At 75.1% G+C, this 24931-nt stretch carries 8 protein-coding genes and 1 pseudogene; 7 read left to right on the top strand and 2 right to left on the bottom strand.

Features of this window, described 5'->3' with window-relative positions; all coding sequences use genetic code 11:
* A complete protein-coding gene (locus ACFRQN_RS10145; protein ID WP_049649220.1) occupies positions 1 to 1428 on the bottom strand; it encodes an APC family permease in 1428 nt (475 codons plus the stop codon).
* A 302-nt stretch (positions 1429 to 1730) separates the two neighbouring features.
* A complete protein-coding gene (locus ACFRQN_RS10140; protein ID WP_049649231.1) occupies positions 1731 to 2714 on the bottom strand; it encodes a LuxR C-terminal-related transcriptional regulator in 984 nt (327 codons plus the stop codon).
* A 329-nt stretch (positions 2715 to 3043) separates the two neighbouring features.
* Between ACFRQN_RS10140 and ACFRQN_RS10135 the strand changes: the two genes are divergently transcribed.
* From ACFRQN_RS10135 to ACFRQN_RS10105, 7 genes and pseudogenes are all read left to right on the top strand, one after another.
* A complete protein-coding gene (locus tag ACFRQN_RS10135; protein ID WP_380739596.1) occupies positions 3044 to 4369 on the top strand; it encodes an IS256 family transposase in 1326 nt (441 codons plus the stop codon).
* Between the two features lie 185 nt (positions 4370 to 4554).
* On the top strand, positions 4555 to 4713 hold the full coding sequence (locus ACFRQN_RS10130) for a hypothetical protein (protein ID WP_158077742.1): 159 nt from the start codon (positions 4555 to 4557) through the stop codon (positions 4711 to 4713).
* 119 nt (positions 4714 to 4832) lie between these two features.
* Positions 4833 to 5045 (top strand): MbtH family protein, encoded by a 213-nt coding sequence (locus ACFRQN_RS10125; RefSeq protein WP_049649760.1) that lies wholly within the window; start codon positions 4833 to 4835, stop codon positions 5043 to 5045.
* Positions 5046 to 5645: 600 nt separating this feature from the next.
* The gene (locus ACFRQN_RS10120) at positions 5646 to 15404 is read left to right on the top strand and encodes an amino acid adenylation domain-containing protein (RefSeq protein ID WP_380739594.1); all 9759 of its coding nucleotides are present in this window, start codon (positions 5646 to 5648) and stop codon (positions 15402 to 15404) included.
* Positions 15405 to 15528: 124 nt separating this feature from the next.
* Positions 15529 to 22599 (top strand): annotated as a pseudogene (locus tag ACFRQN_RS10115) (amino acid adenylation domain-containing protein); the annotation flags it as partial.
* Positions 22600 to 22694: 95 nt separating this feature from the next.
* On the top strand, positions 22695 to 23741 hold the full coding sequence (locus ACFRQN_RS10110) for a class I SAM-dependent methyltransferase (RefSeq protein ID WP_049649758.1): 1047 nt from the start codon (positions 22695 to 22697) through the stop codon (positions 23739 to 23741).
* Entirely contained in the window at positions 23741 to 24772 is a 1032-nt protein-coding gene (locus tag ACFRQN_RS10105) for a histidinol-phosphate transaminase (protein ID WP_049649757.1), read from the top strand. The genes ACFRQN_RS10110 and ACFRQN_RS10105 overlap by 1 nt, the downstream gene beginning before the upstream one ends.
* Positions 24773 to 24931 lie beyond the last annotated feature (159 nt).

Genomic DNA, 24931 nt, shown 5'->3' with positions numbered 1-24931 from the left:
CTACCCGGCCGCCGCGTCCTCCCGCAGGAAGTACGGCGAGCGCCGCCGCCAGCGGGCCCAGGCCGCCGCCGGCAGCCCGCTGACGATCATCATGATCACCACGGACAGCTCGAACCAACCGTTGTCGGCGGCGAGTTCGAAGTGGTCCGTGGAGTCGTAGAAGGTCCAGGCGAGGTAGCCGCCGACGGCGAGCAGCGCCGCCGCGCCCAGCAGCGGCCCGACCACCGCGCGCAGCCCCTCCAGCGGGGCGGTGCGCAGCAGGTGGCGGAACCGGACGGCGGCCGCGACGGCGGTCAGCGCGTAGTAGAGGGCGACGACGATGCCGATCGCGTTGACCGCGGCCGAGATCAGGTCGTTGACGGTCGGGATGGCGATGGAGGCCAGCGCCAGGGCGACGGCGACGCCGGTGATCAGCAGGGTGCCGACGGCGGGCGTGGCGTGCCGGGGGTGCAGGCGGGTCCAGACCGGGCCGAGCACCCGGTCGCGCCCCATCGCGTACATCCCGCGCGCCGTCGGGATCACCGAGGACTGCAGCGAGGCCACCGCGGAGAACATCAGCGCGATCAACGGCAGTGCGGCCAGCGGCTGTTCGGCCAGTTTCGTGCCGAAGTAGGTCAGCCCGTGGGCGCCGTTGTCGGCCAGCTCGTCGATCGGCAGGACCCGCTGGAAGGCGGTGCCGGCGAGCAGGAACAGCGCCAGCATCACCACCAGGGCCAGCAGGCCGCCCCGGGAGGCGTCCCGCGGGTCGCGCACCTCCTCGCCGACGCTGAACACCGACTCGAAGCCCCAGTAGCAGAACACCGCCAGCACCATGCCCTGGGCGACGGCGTCGAAGGAGGGGATGTCGAAGGGGTTGAACCACTGGAGCGAGAACGGCTGGTCGCCGGCGAACAGCCCGTAGCCGCAGAAGCCGAGCAGGACGGCGTACTCGAAGACCAGCAGCGCCTTCTGCAGCCGGGCCGCCAGGTCCAGTCCGCGCACCGCGACCAGCGCGGCGCCCACCAGCACCACCAGGCCGATCAGGGTGCACTGGACGGTGGAGTCGGCGTCGAGCCGCAGCCCGGCCACGCTGCGGACGTGGGCCTGGTCGAGCAGCTGGACGATCGAGGAGCCGGTGACGGTCGTGGTGTACGCCATGAAGACGACGGTCCCCACGGTGTTCACCCACCCGGTGAGGAAGCCCAGCCACGGGCTGAGGGTGCGCCCGACCCACCGGTAGCTGCTGCCCGCGTCCGGCTCGACGGCGTTCAGCCGCCCGTACCCGCCGGCGATGGCGAGCACCGGCAGGAAGGCCAGCAGCATGATCGCCGGAAGGTGCAGGCCGACCACCCCGGCCATCAGGCCCAGGCCGATCCCGATGCTGCTGGTGGCGGCCGTGCTGGAGGCGGCGATCGCCGCCCCGTCCAGCAGGCCGAGCGACTTGTGCATCGCGACGTGCGTTCCTGCCGCGTCCGCTCTCGGACCGCCGCCCGTGTCCTTCACCGTCGATGCCAACGGATCACCGCCTTGGTCGTGGGGTGCGCGTGTGGGGGAAGCTCCCGTACCGGTCGTGGGGGGTGACGCGGGCCGGAAGTGCGAGCCATGAAACCGGCGGCGCCGCCACACGTCAATGCCGTTGTCATAAGGCGGCGCGCACCGCCGAAAGCGCCACCGCCGGCCCGTGACGGGTCCGGCGGTGGCGAAGCGGGTGAGGCAGGCGAAGCGGGCGGTGCGCGCGGCGCGCGGGCCGGTCAGAGTTCGTCGAGGGGTTCGTCCAGGACGCCCTGGCGGGCGATGATGTAGCCGAGGTGGCCGCGGCTGCGGCTGCCGAGGAGTTCGCTGGCCTTCTGGATGTGGCTGGACACGGTGCGGGTGCTCATGCCGAGGCGGGAGGCGATGGCCTCGTCGGTGTAGCCGTTGACCATCAGGCGCAGCACGTTCTGCCGGGTGCGGGCGGTCAGCAGCCGGGGGCGGTGGTGGCCCTGCTGGTAGGTGACGGGCTCGGCGCGCTCCCACATCAGCTCGAAGATCTTGAGCAGGTACTCGACCAGCGGCGGGAGTTCGATGAGCATCGCGGCGGCCTGGCGGTCGGCGCCGGCCGGGATGAAGGCGGTGGAGCGGTCGCAGATGATCACCCGGTCGAAGACCTCGTTCAGGGTGCGCACCTGGGCGCCCTGGGCGGTGACCTGCTCGATGTAGGCCAGCGTCGGGCCGTGCGAGCGCACGGTGTGCTGGTAGAGGGTGCGTTGGCGCACGCCGCGGCCGGCCAGGGCGAGGTCGCGCGGGAGCGCGTCGCCCAGTTGCTCGGGGCCGCGGCCGCCGCCCGGCTGGGCGGTGAGCAGTTCCTCGGAGCAGGCCGCGACGGCCTTCTCCAGCGCGGGGTTGATCTCCTCGCCCGCCAGCAGCCGGATCGGCAACTTGGCGCGCCGCATGACGTCGCGGTAGGTGTGCTCGGCGGCGTGGAAGGAGGTGTGCAGCGCGGCGAGCCGCTCCTGGTGGGCCAGTACGGCGAGTTCGAGCGGCCGCGCCAGTCCGGTGGCGGCGATGTCGGGCGGGACGGGGACGAGCCGGTCACCGGAGCCGGGCAGCGGGCGCAGCAGACCCATCGCGAGCAGGCATTCGGGGGCTTCGCCGACCGCCTCCCCCTCGGCCAGCGCCGTGCGGTAGAACTCGATGCCCCGGTCGCAGAGCTGGGGTGTTCCCCTTTCCGCGCAGTTGTCCTGACTTGGGCACATCTGGGCATCCTTCCGGCTTCGGCATTGCGGTTTCACGAATGCCCGTACCGGCTACCGCCAGGCATCCGAACCGGCAAGATGGAAGTGACTGCCGTTCGGAAGCCGCCCCCCGGGCTCCGACAGCCGTGAGTGTACGCCCAAAGGGCGCGGAAATCATCGGCTGACGGTAGTCGGGCGTGCACGCAAACGGGGAGCCGGGGTCACGGTCGTGACCGTACCCGGCAGCGGTGACCGGGGGATTGCCGGCGCATCGCACCTGGCGTTCCGACGGGACGTCCGGAGCGGGCGGTCGGTGCACGGAACGGCCTACAGACGGAAGGCACCCCCAGTTGCGAGCTGATTCCGACCCGGCGGCACCGCCCGCCGCCCTCGCCGGCCTGGTGGACCAGCGCCTGGTGCGGCAGTTGGCGGAGGCCGCCGCCGCGCAGGTCGGCTCCGGCGCGGTCCGGCTGCTGGGCGACGGCGGGATTCTCCAGGCCTTCGCCAAGCAGCTGATCGAGGGCGCCCTGGAGCTCGAACTCCAGGAGCACCTGCGCGGCTCCGGCAGCGGCACCGGCAACGGCTCCGGTCCCGGCGGCAACGGCCGCAACGGCGCCCGGGCCAGACGGCTGCTCACCGAGATCGGCCCGGTCGAGGTGCGGGTGCCCCGGGACCGCGAGGGCAGCTTCACCCCCAAGGCCGTCCTCCCCCGCGCCCGGCGGCTGCCCGGGCTCGACCGGCTGGTGATCTCGCTGACCGCGCGCGGCCTCAGTTCGGGCGAGCTGGTGGCGCACCTGGCCGAGGTGTACGGCGTGGAGCTGAGCCGGGAGACCGTCTCGGCCATCACCGACCAGGTGCTGGACGAGCTCGCCGAGCGGCGCGGGCGGCGGCTCGACCCGGTCTACCCGGTGGTCTTCGTCGACTCGGTGCGCAGCGGCCGCTCGGGCGGGCCGCTGGTGCACCTGGCGCTCGGGGTCTCCACCGAGGGCCGGCGCGAGGTGCTGGGCCTGTGGCCGGCCGCGGACGGTGAGCAGTGGCCGCAGGTGCTGGCGGGGCTCGCCGAGCGCGGGGTGCGGGAGGTCTGGGTGCTGGTGGGCGGCACCGGCGCGGTGCTGGCGGAGGCGGCGGCCGAGCAGTGGCCGCGCACGGTGGTGCACGGTTCGGTGGCGCACCTGCTGCACGCGGCGCTGCGGCACGCGCCCGGCGAGGACTGGGGCGCGCTCTCACGGGCGCTGCGCGAGACCTGTACGGCGCCGACCGAGACGGCGGCGCTGGAGCGGCTGGCCCAGGCCGAGCGGGAGTGGGGGCCGAGCCACCGCGAGGTGTTCCGGGTGTGGCGGTCGGCCTGGCCGCTGCTGGCCCCCGGTTTCCGCTTCGGCCCGGAGGCGCGGCGGCTGCTGACCGGCGGGGGCGCGCTGGAGCGGCTGCACGCCCGGCTGCGCCGGATCGAGCAGTCCGCGGGGCGGGTGCAGGACGAACGGGCGGCGCTCAAGCGCGCCTACCTGGCGACGCTCGCCCTGGAGTCGCCGACCGGGACGGGCCGGCCGTGGGTCGAGGACTGGCCCGCCGTCCGGGAGGAGTTGCGCCGGGGCTCGCTGCGGCGGGCCGGAGTACCCGCTTCCGCCCCGCGATGTCCTCCGCGATGTCCCACGCGCCCACGGAGTTCCCACCACTGATCTGACAGACCCAGGTACGACTTGGATCATGTCTGTCTGTTTTTGGCACGATCTGACCGGGCTTCCGGTTCCCGCATTGCGTGTTCACGATCACAGTGAGAGCTTCCAAGCACGTTTGGGGCTTCGGCAGGATGCATTTCAGAGCGAAGAGGGCAGACCGCCCTCCTCAGGAAGAGGAATTCGCGATGCCAAGCCTTGCCGTCCGCGTCCACAAGATGCTCGGGATGCTCGCCGTCCTGCTGGCCGCCGTGGTCGGCCTCCAGCTCCACGCCCAGCCGCACCTGTCCACGGTCTCCGTCACCGCCCACGACGCCCCCAGCGAGGACTCCGGCTGGGGTCCGTGAGCCGCGGCTCCGTTTGATCACATCCGGTCACGTCCGACCACCCTGCTCCTCCCCTTCTCGCACTGCTCTGCACGGCTACGAACCAGATCTGCACAGCTACGAACAGAGAGGAACCGACGATGGCGAACCCGTTCGAGGATGCCGAGGCCAGCTACCTCGTCCTGACGAACGACGAGGGCCAGCACTCGCTGTGGCCGGCCTTCAGCCCGGTGCCCGCCGGTTGGCAGCAGGTGTTCGGTGCCGCCGGACGACAGGACTGCCTCGACTACGTCGAGCAGAACTGGCAGGACCTGCGGCCGAAGAGCCTCATCGCGCACCTGTCCGAGCACTGACCCCGGCCACCGCCCACCGACCGTCGGACCGCTGAGCACCGCGCGGCCGCCGGACGGGGATCCGCGCCGAACGGCCGCTCACCCGGTCGCACCACCTCGGCGGCGCAGCACCCGGCACAGCACCATCCGGCAGGGCACCACCCGGCAGGGCACCACCCGGCAGGGCACCACCTGACAGCGCACCACCTCGGCAACGCACCCGGGGCAGACCGCCGCTCACCCGGCACCGCCCCACACCCGAGCCGCCCCTCACCAGGCCGCTCGCCCGGTCGTCGGCGCACCGCACCGCCGGAACCCGCCGACACCGCCTCACCACACCACCGCAGCACCCCGTCACCGCCGCGCGGCCGCACCGTCACGCCGCCGGCGCGGTCCCGTGTCCGACGTCTACGCGCGTGCATCGAACAGCACCGGCGCGCCACCACCCTCCGCACCGCCGCACCGCACCCGTGTGCCGCACGGACGTCACACGAAGCACACCGCAGCACCGCAAGACGACCGCAACATCGCTCCGCCGACCCCCGGGCCGACCGCCCCGGGGTCAACCCAGCTCGCCGCTCCCGCCACCGCGGGAGCCAGCCGCACGAGGGAGAGAGTCACATGTCCGGGGTCCAGCAGACGCACAGATCCGAGCAGCGGCCGGAAGCGGCCGAGGTCCTGTGCCGACTGTTCGCGGAGGTGCTCGGCCGGGAGTCGGTCGACCCCGCGGCGGGCTTCTACGACCTGGGCGGCGACCGGCCCGCCGCCGAGCGGCTGCTGGCCCGCGTGCACGAGGAGTTCGGCGTCCGCCTGGAACCGTCCGTCCTGGCGGACGCCCCCACCCCCGCCGCGCTGGCCGCCCGGCTGGCCCGCCCCGACACCCGCCCGACCCTCACCGAGCTGGTCGACGCCCAGGTCGCCCGCACCCCGGACGCCCCCGCCCTGTACGCCGAGGGCACCACCCTCACGTACGCCGAGCTGGACGCCCGAGCCAACCGGCTGGCCCGGGTGCTGGCCGCCCGCGGCCTGGGCACCGAGGACGTCGTCGCGCTGGCCCTGCCGAAGTCCCCCGAGGCGATCGCCGCGATCCTCGCCGTCGCCAAGACCGGCGCCGCCTGGCTGCCCGCCGACCCGGCCTACCCGGCCGAGCGGCTGCGCCACATGCTGACCGACTCCCGCGCCGCCCTGGTGCTCACCACCGCCGGGGCCGCCGCCCAGCTGCCGGAGACCGGCGCCCCCCGGCTGCTGATCGACTCCGCCGAGCACCTCGCCGACCTGGCCGCGCGCTCCGGGGACCGGTTCACCGCCGCCGAGCGGGTACGGCCGGCGAGCGCGCCGAACACCGCGTACGTCATCTACACCTCCGGCTCCACCGGCGTGCCCAAGGGCGTGGCCGTCACCCACACCGGGCTGCCCAGCATGGTCGGCACCCAGGTCGCCGCCACCGGTGTCGGCCCCGGCAGCCGGGTGCTCCAGGCCTCCTCGCTCAGCTTCGACGTCTCGGTCTCCGACCTGTCCGTGGCCCTCACCACCGGCGCCGCCCTGGTGCTGCCGCGCGAGCAGAGCCAGCTGGTCGGCGAGCCGCTGGCCGCCCTGATCGACCGGTTCGGCGTCACCCACGCCGACGTCGCCACCGCGATGATCTCCACCCTGCCCGACCTGCCGATGCCCTCGCTGCGCACCCTGATCGGCGGCGGCGAGGCGGTCTCCCGCGAGCTGGCCGCCCGCTGCGGCCGCGGCCGGCTGATGCTCAACAGCTACGGGCCGACCGAGGCCACCGTCATCGTCAGCATGAGCGAGCCGCTCACCGGCGAGGAGCTGCCCCCGATCGGCCGCCCCTGCCAGGACGTGCGCATCCACGTGCTGGACGAGCAGCTGCGCCAGGTCGAGCCGGGCACCGTCGGCGAGCTGTACCTGGCCGGCCCGCACCTGGCCCGCGGCTACCTGAACCGCCCGGGCCTGACCGCCGAGCGCTTCGTGGCCGACCCGTACGGCGAGCCCGGCGACCGGATGTACCGCACCGGGGACCTCGGCAGCTACCGCCCGGACGGCCAGCTGGACTTCCTCGGCCGGGCCGACGACCAGGTGAAGATCCGCGGCTTCCGGGTGGAGCTCGGCGAGATCGAGCAGACCCTCTCCGCCCACCCCAAGGTGCGCCAGGCCGTGGTGCTGGTCCGCGAGGACCGCCCGGGCGAGCGCCGCCTGGTCGGCTACACCGTCGGCGCCGCCGACCCGGCCGAGCTGCGGGCGTACTGCGCCGAGCGGCTGCCCGACCACATGGTGCCCGTCGTCGTGGTGCTCGACCGGCTGCCGCTCACGCCCAACGGCAAGGTGGACAAGCGCGCCCTGCCCGCGCCGGTGTTCGGCGCCGGCGAGGAGGACGGCCGCGCCCCCGCCGGCGAGCTGGAGCACACCCTGGTCCGGCTGTTCGGCGAGGTGCTGGGCCTGCCCCGGGTGGGCGTCACGGACTCCTTCTTCGAGCTCGGCGGCGACTCCATCGTGGCCATCCAGCTGGTCTCCCGGGCCCGGCACGCGGGCCTCCAGCTCACCCCGCGCGAGGTGTTCCTCGCCCCGACCGTCGAGAAGCTGGCGCTGATCGCCCGTCCGCTGGAGGGGCCGGTCGTCGTCGAGCCCGCCGGGTCCGGCCTCGGCGAGGTGCCGCCGACGCCCATCGTGCACTGGCTGGCCGCCCAGCACGGCGCGGTGGAGAGCTTCTACCAGTCCACCCTGCTCACCCTGCCCGCCGGCACCACGCGGGAGCACCTGACCACCGCCGTCCAGGCCCTGCTCGACCATCACGACCTGTTCCGCGCCCGCACCTCCCCGCTCGCCGAGCGCCCCTGGACGCTGCACGTGCCCGAGCCCGGCGCCGTCCCCGCCGACGCCGTGCTGCGCCGGGTCGAGGGCCGGGCCGACGCGGACGCGCTGCGCGCCGAGACGGAGGCCGCCCGCGGGCGCCTGTCGCCCGAGGACGGCCGGATGGTCCAGGCCGTGCGCTTCGACGCCGGCCCGGAGCAGCCCTCGCAGTTGCTGCTGGTGATCCACCACCTGGTGGTGGACGGCGTCACCTGGCGCATCGTCGAGGAGGACCTGCTCGGCGCGCTCGCCGCGCTCCGCGAGGACCGCGCCGTCGAGCTCGCCCCGGTGCCCACCTCCTTCCGCCGCTGGGCCCAGCGCCTCACCACCGAGGCCAACACCGACCGCCGGGCCGCCGAACTCCCGCTCTGGCAGGCCGCGTTGGCCACCCCGGACCCGCTGCTCGGCGACCGCCCGCTGGACCCGGCCCAGGACACCTACGCCACCGAGGGCCTGCTGCGGCTCGTGCTGCCCGCCGCGACCACCCGGGCGCTGCTCACCAAGGTCACCGCCGCCTACCACGCCCAGGTCAACGACGTGCTGCTGACCGGGCTGGCCCTGGCCCTCGGCCACTGGCGCGGCCAGGAGACCACCGGGCCCGACGGCGCCGTGCTGGTCACCGTGGAGGGCCACGGCCGCGAGGAGGTCGTCGACGGCGTCGACCTGCACCGCACCGCCGGCTGGTTCACCTCCGTCTACCCCGTCCGGCTCGCCCCCGGGGCGCTGCCCTGGTCCGAGGTCACCGCGGCCGGCCCCGCACTCGGCCGGGCCCTCGGCCGGGTGAAGGAGCAGCTGCGCGCCGTCCCCGACAACGGCATCGGCTTCGGCCTGCTGCGCCACCTCAACCCGGACACCGCCGCCGCGCTGGCCGGGCACGCCGACCCGCAGATCGAGTTCAACTACCTGGGCCGCTTCGCGCCCGAGGGCGTCACCGCCGAGGACGTGCTCGCCGGCACCGAGGCGATGTCCGAGGGCGCCGCGACCGGCCTCGCCCTCGGCCGGGTGCTCGGCCTGGACGCCACCACCGTGGACACCCCGCAGGGCCCGCTGCTGGTCGCCCAGTGGTCCTACGCCACCGGGCTGCTCTCCGAGGAGCGGGTGCAGGCCTTCGCCGAGGCCTGGTTCGCCGCGCTGGGCGCGCTCGCCGAGCACGCCGAGCGGCCGGACGCCGGCGGGCACACCCCCTCCGACTTCCCGCTGGTCGCCGTCACCCAGGACGAGCTGGACGGGCTCGCCGCCCGCCACGCCCCCGCCCGCCTGGTCGACGTCTGGCCGACCTCGCCGCTCCAGCAGGGCATGGCCTTCCACTCGGCGTACGACGCCGACGGCGCGGACGTCTACACCTCGGTCGTCACCTTCGACCTCGACGGCCCGGTGGACGCCGACCGGCTGCGCGCCGCCGCCGAGGCGCTGCTGGTGCGCCAGCCCAACCTCCGGGCCGCCTTCCACCAGCGGCACGACGGCCCGCCGGTGCAGGTCGTCCCGGACGGCGTCGAACTGCCCTTCACCGTCGTGGACCTGAGCGGCCACGCCGAACCGGAGGCGGAGGCCGGGCGGATCGCCGCCGCCGAGTACGGCCGCCGCTTCGACCTCGACCGGCCGCCGCTGCTGCGCTACACCCTGCTCCGGCTCGCCCCCGGGCGCCACCAGCTGATCGCCTCCGCGCACCACATCCTGCTGGACGGCTGGTCGACCCCGCTGTTCGCCGAGGAGCTGTGGGCGCTGTACTTCGAGCAGCCGATGGCCCCGGCCGCCCCGTACCGCGAGTACCTGCGCTGGATCACCCGGCGCGACGGCGACACCGCCCGCGCCGCCTGGGCCCACGCCCTGGCCGGCGCCGACGAGCCCACCCTGCTCGCCCCCGGCCGCTCGGCGGCCGTCCCGCAGCTGCCGCTGCGCCTGCACACCGGGCTCTCCCCGGAGGCCACCGAGGCCCTCGCCCGCACCGCCCGCCGCTACGGCGTCACCCTCAACACCCTGGTCCAGGCGGCCTGGGGCGTGCTGCTGGCCCGGCTCACCGGGCGCGAGGACGTGCTGTTCGGCACCACCGTCTCCGGCCGGCCGCACGACCTGCCGGGCGTGGAGCGGATGATGGGCCTGCTCATCAACACCGTGCCGGTGCGGGTGCGCCTGGACCAGGCGGAGAGCTGGGGCCAGCTGCTGCTGCGCCTCCAGCACGAGCAGTCCGCGCTGCTGGACCACCAGCACCTCAGCCTCACCGAGATCCAGCAACTCGCCGGCATGGGAAGCCTGTTCGACACCGTCACGGTGTACGGCAACTACCCGGACCCGTCCGCGCTGGACGACGCCGACCCGAGCGGCGCCACCCGCGTCACCCTGGTCGAGGACGTCGACAGCGCCCACTACCCGCTGGTGCTGGCCCTCACTCCCGGCGACGGCCTCCAGCTGCGACTGGACCACCAGCCGGACGCCTTCACCACCGGGGAGGCCCGCGCCCTGCTGGACCGCTTCCTCGCCCTGCTCGACCGGATCGTCGCCGACCCGGCCGAACTCGTCGGCACCGTCGAGGTGTTGACCGCGGCCGAGCGCGCCGAGCTGGTCACCGAGTGGAGCGGCACCAGCACCCCGCTGCCGGAGGGCTCGCTGCCCGAGCTGTTCGAGGCGCGGGCCGCCGCGACCCCGGACGCGCTCGCGCTCACCGCGGACGACGCCGAGCTGACCTACGCCCAGCTCAACGCCCGGGCCAACGGCCTGGCGCTGCGGCTGGTCGAGGCCGGGGTGGTCCGGGAGACGCCGGTCGCGCTGATGATCGACCGCTCGGCCGCCCAGGTGGTGGCGATCCTGGCCGTGCTCAAGGCCGGCGGCCTGTACGTCCCGCTGGACGACGCCCAGCCCGCCGACCGGCTGCGGACCGTCCTCGACGACGCCGGGGCCGCCCTGGTGCTGGCCGACGCCGCCCACCGCGAGCACCCCGCGCTGGCCGGACTGACGGTGCTCGACCCGCACGCCGAGGAGCACCCCGAGAACCTCGGACTGCCGCAGCGCGCCGACCAGTTGGTGTACGTGATGCACACCTCCGGCTCGACCGGCGTGCCCAAGGGCATCGCCATCACCCACCGCGGTGTGGTGGACCTCGCGCTCGGCGGCCAGTTCACCGGCGGCGGCCACGAGCGGCTGCCGGTGCACGCGCCCTCCGCCTTCGACGCCTCCACCTACGAGATCTGGACCCCGCTGCTCTCCGGCGGCCAGCTGGTGATCGCCCCGGCCGGCCGGCTCGGCATCGCCGAGCTGGCGGCGGTGATCGGCCACGAGCGGACCACCTCCGCCTGGATCAGCGTCGGCCTCTTCAACGTGCTGGCCGCCGAGGCCCCGGAGACCTTCACCGGGCTGCACGAGGTGTGGACGGGCGGCGACATCGCCTCGCCGGTCGCCATGCGGCGGGTGCTGGACAGCTGCCCCGGGCTGCGGCTGATCAACGTCTACGGGCCGACCGAGACGACCACCTTCGCCACGCACTTCCCGATGACCTCGGCCGCCGAGGTGCCGGCCGTCGTGCCGATCGGCCGACCGCTGCCCAACAACCGGCTGTACGTGCTGGACGCCGGGCTGCGCCCGGTGCCGGTCGGCGTGCCCGGCGAGCTGTACATCGGCGGCTCCGGCCTGGCCCGCGGCTACGTCCGCCGCCCCGGCCTGACCTCCGAGCGCTTCGTGGCCTGCCCGTTCGGCGAGCCCGGCGGCCGGATGTACCGCACCGGCGACGTGGTGCGCTGGACGCCCACGGGCGAACTGGAGTTCGTCGGTCGAGCGGACGACCAGGTCAAGCTGCGCGGCTTCCGGATCGAACTCGGCGAGGTGGAGGCGGCGTTCACCGCCCACCCGGAGGTCGGCCAGGTCTGCGTGGCGGTCCGCCAGGACCAGCCGGGCGACAAGCGCCTGGTCGCGTACGTCACCGGCGAGGTGCGGGCCGACGCGCTGCGCGACTTCGTCACCGAGCGGCTGCCCGGCTACATGCTGCCCGCCGCGATCGTCGTCCTCGACGAACTGCCGGTGAACCCCAACGGCAAGGTGGACCGCAAGGCCCTGCCCGCGCCCGACTACAACGGCGCCGACGGCGGGCGCGAGCCGCGCAACGCCACCGAGCAGGCCCTGTGCGCGCTGTTCGCCGAGGTCCTCGGGCTGGCCCGGATCAGCATCGACGACAACTTCTTCGACCGCGGCGGCCACTCGCTGCTCGCCACCAAGCTGGTCAGCCGCATCCGCGCCGGCCTCGGCGCCGAGCTGCCGATCCGCACGCTCTTCGACAACCCGACGGTGGCCCTGCTGGCCGCCGCCCTGCCCGACTCCGCGGCGGCCCGCCCGGCCCTGCGGCCGGCCGAGCGTCCGGAGCGCGTGCCGCTCTCCTCCGCCCAGCAACGCCTGTGGTTCATCGAGCAGTTCGAGGGCCCCAGCGCGCTCTACAACACCCCCGTCGCGGTCCGGCTCACCGGCGCCGTCGACCTGCCCGCCCTGGAGCAGGCCGTCCGGGACGTGGTGGAGCGGCACGAGGTGCTGCGCACCGTCTTCCCGACCGTCGACGGCCAGCCGCACCAACAGGTCGTCGAGGCGGGCGGGTTGTCGCTGCGCCAGGTGCCGGTGGCCGACGAGGGGCAGCTGCGGGCGGCCCTGGTCGCGGCCGGCGAGGAGGTCTTCGACCTCGCCCACGACCTGCCGGTGCGCGCCACCCTGCTGTCGCTGCCGAACGACGAGCACGTCCTGCTGGTGCTGATGCACCACATCGCCAGCGACGGCTGGTCGGTCGGGCCGCTCTTCCGCGACCTCGCCGAGGCCTACCGGGCCCGGACCGCCGGCGCCGCGCCCACCCGCGCGCCGCTGCCGGTGCAGTACGCCGACTACACCCTCTGGCAGCGCGAGCTGCTCGGCACCGACGAGCGGCCCAGCGCCCTGCTGACCGACCAACTCGCCTACTGGCAGCAGGCCCTGGCCGACGCCCCGGAGGAGCTGGCGCTCCCCTACGACCGTCCGCGCCCGGCCGTGCCGGGGCACCGGGGCGGCCTGGTGGAGGTCACCGTCGACGCCGAACTGCACGGCGCGCTCGGCGAGTTGGCGGCGGCGCAGAACGCCAGCCTGTTCATGGCGCTGCAGGCCGCGGTCGCCACCCTCTACACCCGCCTCGGCGCCGGCACCGACCTGCCGCTCGGCACCCCCGTGGCCGGCCGCACCGACGAGGCCCTGGACGACCTGGTCGGCTTCTTCGTCAACACCCTGCTGCTGCGCACCGACACCAGCGGCGACCCGACCTTCCGCGAGCTGCTCGACCGCGTCCGGCGCGCCGACCTGGACGCCTACGACCACCAGGACATCCCCTTCGAGCGCCTGGTCGAGCACCTCAACCCCACCCGCACCCCCGCCCGCCACCCGCTCTTCCAGACCCTGGTGGCGCTGGAGAGCCGGGTCACGGTGCCGGCCGAGTTCGGCGGCCTGGGCTGCGCGGAGCACCCCTTCGAGCTGGACGTGGCCAAGTTCGACCTGTCCTTCCGCTTCACCGAGCAGGGCCCGCAGGCGGGCCTGACGGTGGCGGTCGAGTACGCGGTCGACCTCTTCGACCACGCCACCGCCACCGCCCTCGGCGAGCGGCTGCTGCGCGTCCTGCGCGCCGCCGCGGCCGCCCCGGACGCGCCGATCGGCGGCATCGGGATCCTCGCCCCGGCCGAGCGCGAGCAGCTGCTCACCGGCTGGAACGACACCGCCGCGCCCGTCCCGGACGCGACCCTGCCGGAGCTGTTCGAGGCGCGGGCCGCCGCCACCCCCGACGCGCCGGCCGTGGTCTTCGGCACCGAGCGGCTGAGCTACGCCGAACTGGACTCCCGGGCCGAGCACCTGGCGGCCCACCTGGCCGGTGCCGGGGTCGGCGCCGAGACGCCGGTGGTCCTGCTGATGGACCGCTCCGCCGACCTGCTGACCGCGATCCTCGCGGTGGCCAAGGCGGGCGGCACCTACGTCCCGCTGGACGACCGGCACCCGGCCGAGCGGCTGCGGCGGATCACCGCCGAGACGGCCGCCGCGCTCGTCCTGGTCGACCCGGCGCACCGCGACCACCCGCTGGCCGCCGACGCCCCCTGCCCCGTCCTGCCGCTCACCGAGGGCTGGTTCGACGGTCCGCGCGAGCGGCGCGCCCACCGGGCCGCGCCCCACCCGGAGCAGCTCGCGTACGTGATGTTCACCTCCGGCTCCACCGGGGAGCCCAAGGGCATCGCGATCAGCCACCGGGACGTGGTGCAGCTCGCCACCGACCCGTGCTGGCGGCACGACGAGGGCCTGCGGGTGCTGTTCCACGCGCCGCACGCCTTCGACGCCTCGACCTACGAGATCTGGGTGCCGCTGCTCTCCGGCGGCCAGGTGGTCGTCGCGCCGCAGGGCGACCTGGACGCGGCCGCCATCCGCGGGCTGGTCCGCGAGCACGCGCTCACCCACGTCCACGTCACCGCCGGTCTGTTCCGGGTCATCGCGGAGGAGGACCCGGGCATCTTCGCCGGTGTGCGCGAGGTGCTGACCGGCGGCGACGTGGTCTCCGCCCCGGCCGTGCGCCGGGTGCTGGAGGCCGTCCCCGGCATCGCGGTGCGGGCCCTGTACGGGCCGACCGAGACCACCCTGTGCGCCACCCAGTACCCGATGCCGGACGCCGCGGCGGTGCCGAACGTGGTGCCGATCGGGCGCCCGCTGGCCAACACCCGGCTGTACGTGCTGGACGCCGCGCTCCAGCCCGTCCCGGCCGGGGTGGCGGGCGAGCTGTACATCGCCGGGGCCGGCCTGGCCCGCGGCTACGTCGGCCGCCCGGCGCTCAGTGCCGAGCGCTTCGTCGCCTGTCCCTTCGACGGGGACGGCGGCCGGATGTACCGCACCGGCGACCTCGCCCGCTGGACCGCCGACGGGGTGCTGGAGTTCCTCGGCCGGGCCGACGACCAGGTCAAGATCCGCGGCTTCCGGATCGAACTCGGCGAGGTGGAGGCGGCGTTCACCGCCCACGAGGGCGTCGGCCAGGCGCTCGCGGTGGTCCGCGAGGACCAGCCGGGCGACAAGCGCCTGGTGGTGTACGCCACCGGCAAGGCCACCGACGGCGAGCTGCGCGCCTTCGTCGCGGACCGCCTCGCCGCCTACATGCTCCCGGCCGCCGTGGTCGTCCTCGACAGCCTGCCGGTCACGACCAACGGCAAGGTCGACCGCAGGGCCCTGCCCGCGCCCGAGTACGCCGGGGCGGCCGAGGGCCGCGCCCCGCGCACCGAGCGCGAGCGGGAGCTGTGCGCCCTGTTCGCCGAGGTGCTGGGCGTGGAGACGGTCAGCATCGACGACCGGTTCTTCGACCTCGGCGGCCACTCCCTGCTCGCCACCCGGCTGGTCAGCCGGATCCGCGCCACCCTCGGCGCGGAACTGCCGATCCGCACGCTGTTCGACGCGCCAACGGTCGCCGCCCTCGCCGCCGTCCTGCCCGGGGGCGAGGCGGCGCCCGCGCCGAAGAAGGCCCGCCCGGCCCTGCGGCCGATGCGCCGCCCGAGCGGCCAGGCCTGACCCGCGGCAGGACGCGGGCCGCGCCACCGGCACGGCCCGCCCCCGCCGCACGACCGCTCCGCACCACCGGGCACCGCAGCCCCACCAGCCACAGCAGCCGTACGTCGCCAGTCGGAGGCAGACCTTGATCCCGTTGTCGTTCGCCCAGCAGCGGCTCTGGTTCATCGAACAGTTCGAGGGCCCGAGCGCCCTCTACAACACTCCGTTCGCCCTCCGGCTGACCGGCCGGCTCGACGCCGCCGCCCTCGAAGGCGCGCTCGGGGACGTGGTGGACCGGCACGAGGTGCTGCGCACCGTCTTCCCCACCACCGACGGCCAGCCCCACCAGCACATCCTCACCGAGGGGCGCCCGACGCTGCACCGGGTGCCGGTGGCCGACGAGGCCGAGCTGCCCGCGCTGCTGCACGAGGCCGCCGGGCAGGTCTTCGACCTCGCCGCCGACCTGCCCGTGCGGGCCTGGCTGTACGCGCTGCCCGCGCCGGACGAGCACGTCCTGCTGCTGCTCACCCACCACATCGCCAGCGACGGCTGGTCGGTCGCCCCGCTCTTCCGCGACCTCGCCGAGGCCTACCGGGCCCGGACCACCGGCACCGAGCCGCGGTGGGAGCCGCTGCCGGTGCAGTACGCCGACTACACCCTCTGGCAGCGCGAGCTGCTCGGCGAGGAGGACGACCCGGAGAGCGTCGTCTCCCTGCAACTCGCCCACTGGCGGCAGGAGCTGTCCGACCTGCCGGAGGAGCTGGCGCTCCCCTACGACCGGCCGCGCCCGGCCCGGCCGAGCCGCCGCGGCGGCGCCGCCGACTTCGAGCTGGACGCCGAACTGCACAGCGCGCTCACCGAGTTGGCCTCCGGCCGGCACGCCAGCCTGTTCATGGCGCTGCAGGCCGCGGTCGCCACCCTCTACACCCGCCTCGGCGCCGGCACCGACCTCCCGCTCGGCACCCCCGTGGCCGGCCGCACCGACGAGGCCCTGGACGACCTGGTCGGCTTCTTCGTCAACACCCTGCTGCTGCGCACCGACACCAGCGGCGACCCGACCTTCCGCGAGCTGCTCGACCGCGTCCGGCGCGCGAACCTGGACGCCTACGACCACCAGGACATCCCCTTCGAGCGCCTGGTCGAGCACCTCAACCCCACCCGCACCCCCGCCCGCCACCCGCTCTTCCAGACCGTCGTCACGCTCAACGCGGAGCAGGCCGGCGACCTCGCCTTCGGCACCGCGACGGGCACCCCGGTCGAGGTCGGCGAGGCGCAGGCCCAGTTCGACCTCAACTTCAACTTCGTCGAGCGGCTCGCGGCCGACGGCACCTGCCTGGGCGTGCGCGCCGCCGTCGACTACGCGGCCGACCTCTTCGACCACGCCACCGCCGTCTCCCTCGCCGAGCGGCTGGTGCGCGTCCTGCGCGCCGCCGTGGCCGCCCCGGACGCCCCGATCGGCGGCATCGAGATCCTCGCCCCGGCCGAGCGCGAGCAGCTGCTCACCGGCTGGAACGGGCCGGCCGCGCCGGTCGCCGAGCAGAGCCTGCCCCGGCTGTTCGAGGCCCAGGCCGCCGCCACCCCCGGGGCCCTCGCCCTGGTCTCCGGCACCGAGCGGCTCGACTACGCCGAGCTGAACGACCGCGCCAACCGGCTCGCCGCCCTGCTGCTGGAGCGCGGCCTGACCACCGAGCAGCCGGTCGCGGTGCTGATGGAGCGCTCCGCCGGGCTGCTCACCGCCGTCCTCGCGATCGCCAAGGCGGGCGGCACCTACGTCCCGCTGGACGACCGCTACCCGCTGGACCGGCTCCAGCACATCCTCGCCGACACCCGCACCGCCCTGCTGCTCGTCGACCCGGCCCACCAGGGCCACCCGGTGCTCGCCACCGAGGGCTTCGCCACCGTCGAGGTCACCGACGCGCTGCTCGCCGGGGCCCCCGCGGCGGGCGACCCGGCCGTGCCCGTCCTGCCCGGCCAACTCGTCTACGTGATGTACACCTCGGGCTCGACCGGGGTACCCAAGGGCGTCGCCGTCACCCACCGCAACGTGGTGGACCTGCTGGGCAACCCGCACTTCCGGGCCGGCCACCACGAGCGGGTGCTGCTGCACTCGCCCACCGCCTTCGACGCCTCCACCACCGAGATCTGGGCGCCGCTGGTCACCGGCGGGGCGATCGTGCTCGCCGAGCCCGGCGAGCTGGACATCCGCCGCCTCGCCGAGACCATCACCACCCACGAGGTGACCCTGGTCCAGGCCCCGTCCGGCCTGCTGCGGCTGATGGCCGACGAGGACCCGGCCGCCTTCCGCAACGTCCGCCAGGTGTGGACCGGCGGCGACGTCGTCCCGCCGGAGTCCGTCCGCCGGCTCCACCGGGCCTGCCCGGACACCTCCGTGGTCGCGGTGTACGCCCCCACCGAGACCACCGCCATCAAGACCACCTTCACCATGGCCCCGGGCGAGCCCGTCCCCGCCGTGGTGCCGATCGGGCGCCCGCTGAACAACACCGGGCTGTACGTGCTGGACACCGCGCTCCAGCCCGTCCCGGCCGGCGTGGCCGGCGAGCTGTACATCGCCGGGGCCGGCCTGGCCCGCGGCTACGTCGGCCGCCCCGGCCTGACCTCCGAGCGCTTCGTCGCCTGCCCGTTCGGCGAGCCCGGCGCCCGGATGTACCGCACCGGCGACCTGGTCCGCTGGACCGCCGACGGCGTGCTGGAGTTCCTCGGCCGGGCCGACGACCAGGTCAAGATCCGCGGCTTCCGGATCGAACTCGGCGAGGTGGAGGGCGCGTTCACCGCCCTCCCGGGCGTCGGCCAGGCCTTCGCCGTGGTCCGCGAGGACCGGCCCGGCGACAAACGCCTGGTGGTGTACGCCACCGGCGACGGCACTCCCGCCGAGCTGCGCGCCGCCGTCGCCGACAGCCTGCCCGGCTACATGCTCCCGGCCGCCGTGGTCGTCCTCGACGCCCTCCCGGTGACGGCCAACGGCAAGGTGGACCGCCGCGCCCTGCCCGCCCCGGACTGGACCGGCGGCGCCGAGGGCCGCGCCCCGCGCACCGACACCGAGCGCGCCCTGTGCGAACTCTTCGCCGACGTCCTCGGGTTGGAGCGGATCGGGATCGACGACAGCTTCTTCGACCTGGGCGGCCACTCGCTGCTCGCCACCAAGCTGGTCGGCCGCATCCGCACCGCGCTCGGCACCGAACTGCCCGTCCGCACACTGTTCGACGCCCCCAGCGTGGCCGCGCTCGCCGAGGCGCTGCCCGCCCCGGGCGCCGCCCGTCCGGCCCTGCGGCCGGTCGAGCGCCCCGACCGCGTCCCGCTCTCCCCCGCGCAGCAACGCCTCTGGTTCATCGACCAGTTCGAGGGCCCGAGCGCGCTCTACAACACCCCGTGCGCCCTCCGGCTGACCGGCCCGGTCGACGCCGCCGCCCTCCAGGCGGCCCTGGCGGACGTGCTGGAGCGCCACGAAGTGCTCCGCACCGTCTACCCGACCACCGACGGGCAGCCGCACCAGCTGCTCCTGGAGAACCCCGAACTCCCGCTGCACACCGCCTCGGTGGCCTCCGAGGAGGAGCTCGCGGCGGCCCTCGCCGAGGCCGGGTCGCAGGTCTTCGACCTCGCCCGCGACCTGCCGGTGCGCGCCACCCTGCTGTCGCTGCCGCACCAGGAGCACGTCCTGCTGGTGTTGATGCACCACATCGCCACCGACGGCTGGTCCGTGGTCCCGCTGGTGCGCGACCTCGCCGAGGCGTACCGGGCCCGCCGCACCGGCACCGCCCCCGACTGGGAGCCGCTGCCGGTGCAGTACGCCGACTACACCCTCTGGCAGCACGAGCTGCTCGGCACCGACGAGCGGCCCAGCGCCCTGCTGACCGACCAACTCGCCTACTGGCAGCAGGCCCTGGCCGACCTGCCGGAGGAGCTGACGCTCCCCTTCGACCGGCACCGCACCGCCGCCCCGAGCCGCCTCGGCGCCGCCGTCGAGCTGCGGATGGACGCCGGACTCCACGCCTCCCTGGTCGAGTTGGCGCAGCGGAGCCGGGCCAGCGTCTTCATGGTGATGCAGGCCGCGCTCGCCACCACCCTGGGCCGGATCGGCGCGGGCACCGACCTGCCGATCGGCACCGTGGTGGCCGGCCGCACCGACGAGGCGCTGGAGGACCTGGTCGGCTTCTTCGTCAACACCCTGGTGCTGCGCACCGACCTCTCCGGCGACCCGAGCTTCCGGGAGCTGGTGGAGCGCGTGCGGGTCTCCACCCTGGACGCCTTCGAGCACCAGGACGTGCCCTTCGAGCGGCTGGTCGAGCTGCTCAACCCGGTGCGCTCGACCGCCCGCCACCCGCTCTGCCAGGTGATGCTGACCTCCGGCGGCGACGCCGGGGAGATCAGCCTCGACGGCCTGCCCGGCCGGGTCGAGCAACTGGACTCCGACCTCGCCAAGTTCGACCTGACCTTCGCCTTCAGCGAGAGCTTCGACGCGGCCGGCGCGCCCGCCGGGCTGGGCCTGACGGTGGAGTACGCCGTCGACCTGTTCGACCGGGCCACCGCCGAGGCGACGGCCGCCCGCTTCGAGCGCGCCCTGCGCGCGGTGCTGGCCGACCCGGACCTCGCGGTGGGCCGGGTCGAGGTGCTGGCGCCCGAGGAGCGCGAGCAGCTGCTCACCGGCTGGAACGACACCCGGGAGGACCTCCCGCTCGGCACCTTCCCGGCGCTCTTCGAGGCCCGGGCCGCCGCCCGCCCGGAGGCCGTCGCGCTCTCCTTCGGCGCCGAGCAGGTCACCTACGGCGAGCTGAACGAGCGCGCCAACCGCTTCGCCCGGCTGCTGATCGAGCACGGCGCGGGCCCCGAGCGGTTCGTCGCGATCGCCCTGGAGCGCTCGATCGAGCTGATCGTCGCCCAGCTCGCCGTGCTCAAGGCCGGCGCGGTCTTCCAGCCGCTGGACCCGCGCTACCCGGCCGACCGGATCGCCTACATGCTGGACGACGCCCGGCCCGCGCTGGTCCTCACCAGCCGGGCGCTGGCCGACGGCCTGCTCGCCGACAGCACCGTCCCGCGGCTGCTGATCGAGGACCTGGACGCCTCCGGCCACCCGGCGCACGACCTCACCGGCACCGCGATCACCCCGCACTCGGCCGCGTACGTCATCTACACCTCGGGCTCCACCGGCCGCCCCAAGGGCGTGGTGGTCACCCACACCGGCCTCGCCGCCATGGTGGAGAGCCAGCGCCGGGGCCTGGCCGTCACCCCGGACAGCCGGGTGCTGCTGTTCGCCTCGCCGTCCTTCGACGCGGCCGTCTGGGAGCTGGGCATGGCGCTGCTCACCGGCGCCCGGGCCGTCCTCGGCGACGCCGACCAGCTGCTGCCCGGCCCCTCGCTGACCGAGCTGATCGCCGAGCAGGGCGTCACCCACCTGACCCTGCCGCCGACCGCGCTGGCCGTCCTGGCCCCGGACGCGCTGCCGGAGGGCGGCACCCTGGTGGTGGCCGGCGAGGCCTGCCCGCCCGACCTGGTCGAGCACTGGTCGGCCCGGCTGCGGATGGTCAACGCCTACGGCCCGACCGAGTCCACCGTCTGCGCCAGCATGAGCGAACCGCTCGCCGGCCGGATCGCCCCGCCGATGGGCCGGCCCGTGCTGGACACCCGGCTCTACGTCCTGGACGCCGCGCTCCAGCCCGTCCCGGCCGGGGTCGAGGGCGAGCTGTACATCGCGGGCGCCGGCCTGGCCCGCGGCTACCTCAACCGGCCCGGCCAGAGCGCCGAGCGCTTCGTCGCCGACCCGTACGGCGCCCCCGGCAGCCGGATGTACCGCTCGGGCGACCTGGTCCGCCGCCAGGCCGACGGCGCCCTGGAGTACCTGGGCCGCACCGACCACCAGGTGAAGATCCGCGGTTTCCGGATCGAGCCCGGCGAGATCGAGGCCGTGCTGGCCCGCCACCCCGCCCTGGCCCAGGCGTTCGTGCTGGTCCGGGAGGACCGCCCGGGCGACCGCCGGCTGGTCGGCTACGCCGTCGCCCACCCCGGGCGGACGGTCGACCAGGCCGAACTGCGGGCCCACGTCGGCGCGTCCCTGCCGGACTACATGGTGCCCTCGGCGGTCGTCGCCCTGGACGCCCTGCCGCTGACCGCCAACGGCAAGGTCGACCGCAAGGCCCTGCCGGCCCCCGACACCACCTGGCTCGGCTCCGGGCGGGCGCCCGCGACGCCCCAGGAGGAGCTGCTCTGCGGCCTGTTCGCCGACCTGCTCGGGCTGGAGAAGGTCGGCGTGGACGACAACTTCTTCGAACTGGGCGGGCACTCGCTGCTGGCCAGCCGGCTGGTCGCGGGCCTGCGCGACCTGGTCGGCGAGGGCGACCAGGTCGGCGTCCGCACGCTGTTCGAGGCGCCGACCGTGGCCCGGCTGGCCGAGCGGCTCACCCGGGGCCCGGCCGCCGAGAGCTTCCCCGTCCTGCTGCCGATCCGCACCCGCGGCTCGCGCCCGCCGCTGTTCTGCGTCCACCCGGCCGCCGGCATCAGCTGGGTCTACACCGGCCTGCTGCGCCACCTCGACGCCGAGCAGCCGATCTACGGCCTCCAGGCCCCCGGCCTGGCCGACCCGGCCGCGCACCCGGCCTCGGTCGAGGAGCTGGCCCGGACCTACCTCGCGCAGATCCGCGCCGTCCGCCCCGAGGGCCCGTACGCCCTGCTCGGCTGGTCGTTCGGCGGGGCCGTCGCCCACGCGATCGCCGCGCTGCTGCGCCGCCAGGGCGAGGAGGTCCGGCTGCTGGCCCTGCTGGACGCCTACCCGGGCACCGGCGAGCCGGGGCCCGAGCAGTGGCGGGACGACCCGGCGCAGCTCGCGGTGATCCTCGACTCGCTCGGCCACCCGGCCGGGGAGGTCACCGCCTGGCCCGCCGACGAGGACGGCTACGCCGCGCTCGTCCGCGACGGCGAGGGCCCGCTGGCCGGCCTCAGCGGCGCCGGGGTGGCCCGGGTGGTCTCGGTCTTCCAGGCCAACGCCGAGCTGTCCCACGAACTCCCGCTGCCCGGCTACGACGGCGACGCGGTGTTCTTCACCGCCGCCAAGGACCGGCCGGCCGACGCCCCCGACCCGGAGAGCTGGCGCCCGCACCTGGGCGGCCGGCTCGACGTCCACGAGGTGCCGAGCACCCACGGCGCGATGACGGGCACCGAGGCGCTCGCCGTCATCGGCCCGGTGCTCGCCGCCCGCCTGACCTCCTGACGCACCGACTTCAGACCCCTACCGACCGCAGGCGACCGACCTGCGCACACCACGCGGACCGCACCCGGTCCGCCCACCGAGAAACGGACACCACCATGACCACTGCGGCCATCCCCGACACCTGGCGTGGCATCACCCCGTCGCCGATCACCTCGACCGACGCCTACAACGGCTTCATCGCCGCCAACGTGATCTTCGCGCTGGACCGGATCGGCCTGCTGGAGTCGATCGGGCGCGGCGAGCCGCTCTCGGCCGCCGAGGCCACCGCCCAGGCCGGCGACACCGCCCGGACCGAGGCCGTGCTGCGCGCCGCCGCCGACTACGGCTACCTCAAGGCCGACGGCGACGCCTACCTGCCCACCGAGGCGGGCCTGGAGATCGCCGCCGCGCGCGGCTACTTCACCTGGGCCGTCGGCGGCTACCACGACGTGTTCGGCCGCGCCGGCCACCTGAGCGCCGGCACCCACCGCTACGACACGGACGTCTTCCGCGACGAGGCGATGGTCGCCCTCGGCTCCGCCCAGTGCGACCAGTCGCTGTTCGCCGCCCAGCTCACCGACGTGCTGAGCGGCATCGACTTCCGGCACATCGCCGACCTGGGCTCGGGCACCTCCGCCCGGGTGCGCCGGGTGGTCTCGCAGCGCGAGGGCTCCCGGGGCCTGGGCATCGACATCAGCCGCCCGGCCACCGACATCGCCCGCCGCGACATCGTCGAGGCCGGCATGCAGGACCGGGTCACCGCCGTCCGCGCGGACGTGCTGGGCCTGCTCGGCACCCAGATCGACAACGACGCCGAGGCCGCCGAGGTGGCCGAGGTCGACACCGTGATGAGCTTCTTCCTGCTGCACGACCTGCTGGCCGACCCGGCCACCCGCTCCTCGATCTTCACCCGGATGCGGGAGTCCTTCCCGAAGGCCCGCACCTTCGTCCTCGGCGACACCATGCTGCGCGACCCGGGCACCTCCGACGGCGCCCAGCCGGTCTTCTCGGTCGGCTTCGAGCTGGCGCACGCGATGATGGGCGTCCCGCTGCACACCAAGGCCACCTACGAGGAGCTGTTCACCGAGGCCGGCCTGCGGATCGACCGCGTCGAGGCGCTCGCCACCCCGCACTCCTGGCTCTACGTCCTCCAGGCCGACTGATGGCCGGCCCGTCGGACGCCAGGTACCTGCTGGCACAGAACGAGCACCCGTACCCGCCACTGCCGTCGGTGCTGGCGGCGCTGGCCGAGGCCAGTGCCGACCTGCACCGCTACCCGGACTTCCGTCCGGAGCGGATCGCCGGGATCGTCGCCGACTGGCAGGACGTCCCGGCCGGCCAGGTCGTGGTCGGCCACGGCTCGGCGGGCGTGGCGCTGGACCTCTTCCACGCGGTGGTCGAGCCCGGCGACAACGTGGTCCACTCGGCGCCCTGCTTCGACGCGTACCCGCTGTTCTGCGAGATCGCCCGGGCCGAGGCCCGGCCGGTCCCGCTCGGCCCCGACGCCCGGCACGACCTGGCGGCGATGGCCGAGCGGATGGACGGGCGCACCCGGATCGTCGTGCTGTGCAACCCGCACAACCCGACCGGCACGGTCTACTCCTGGGCCGAGCTGACGGAGTTCTTCCGCCGGGTGCCGGCCACCGCGCTGATCCTGCTCGACGAGGCGTACGTCGACTTCGCCCTGGGCTGGCAGGCCCCGGACGTGCCGGCCCGGATCGCCGAGTGGCCGAACCTCGTGGTGCTGCGCACCCTGTCCAAGTCGCACGGCATCGCCGCGCTGCGGATCGGCTACGCGCTGGCGGAGGAGTCCGTGGCCCAGCGGGTACGGGACCACCAGGTGCCGTACGCGGTGAACCGGCTCCAGGAGGCGGGCCTGCTCGCCGCCGTCGGCGCCGAGGACGAGATGGCGCGCCGGATCGCCGAGATCGCCGCGGAGCGGGAGCGCACCGAGGCCGAACTGCTGCGCCTCGGCTGGACGGTGGCGCCCAGCGTCACCAACTTCCTGTGGGTCGACGCCCCCGGCGACCAGCTCCCGCTGCGCGCGGAGCTGGAGCGCCTGGGCGTGGCCGTGCGCTACTACCCCGGCCAGGGCATCCGGGTCGCCATCGGCGAGAAGGACGCCAACGACGCGGTGATCGAGGGCTTCGCCGCCGTCGCCCCGCTCGCCCCGGCCCACCCGGCCACACCCTGAGCGCCCGGCGCCCGACCCGCCGACGCGCCGACCGCCCGGCGCCCTGAGCACCCCGCGTGCGTCTGGGCGCACCCCGGGCGCCCCTGCACCACCGCACTGCACAGCACCGCACCACCGCACAGCACCACCGCACAGCACCACCGCACCACCGAGCACCAC

The organism is Kitasatospora sp. NPDC056800 (assembly GCF_042789775.1).
Lineage (GTDB): Bacteria > Actinomycetota > Actinomycetes > Streptomycetales > Streptomycetaceae > Kitasatospora.
This window is presented reverse-complemented; position numbering and strand designations above follow the sequence as displayed.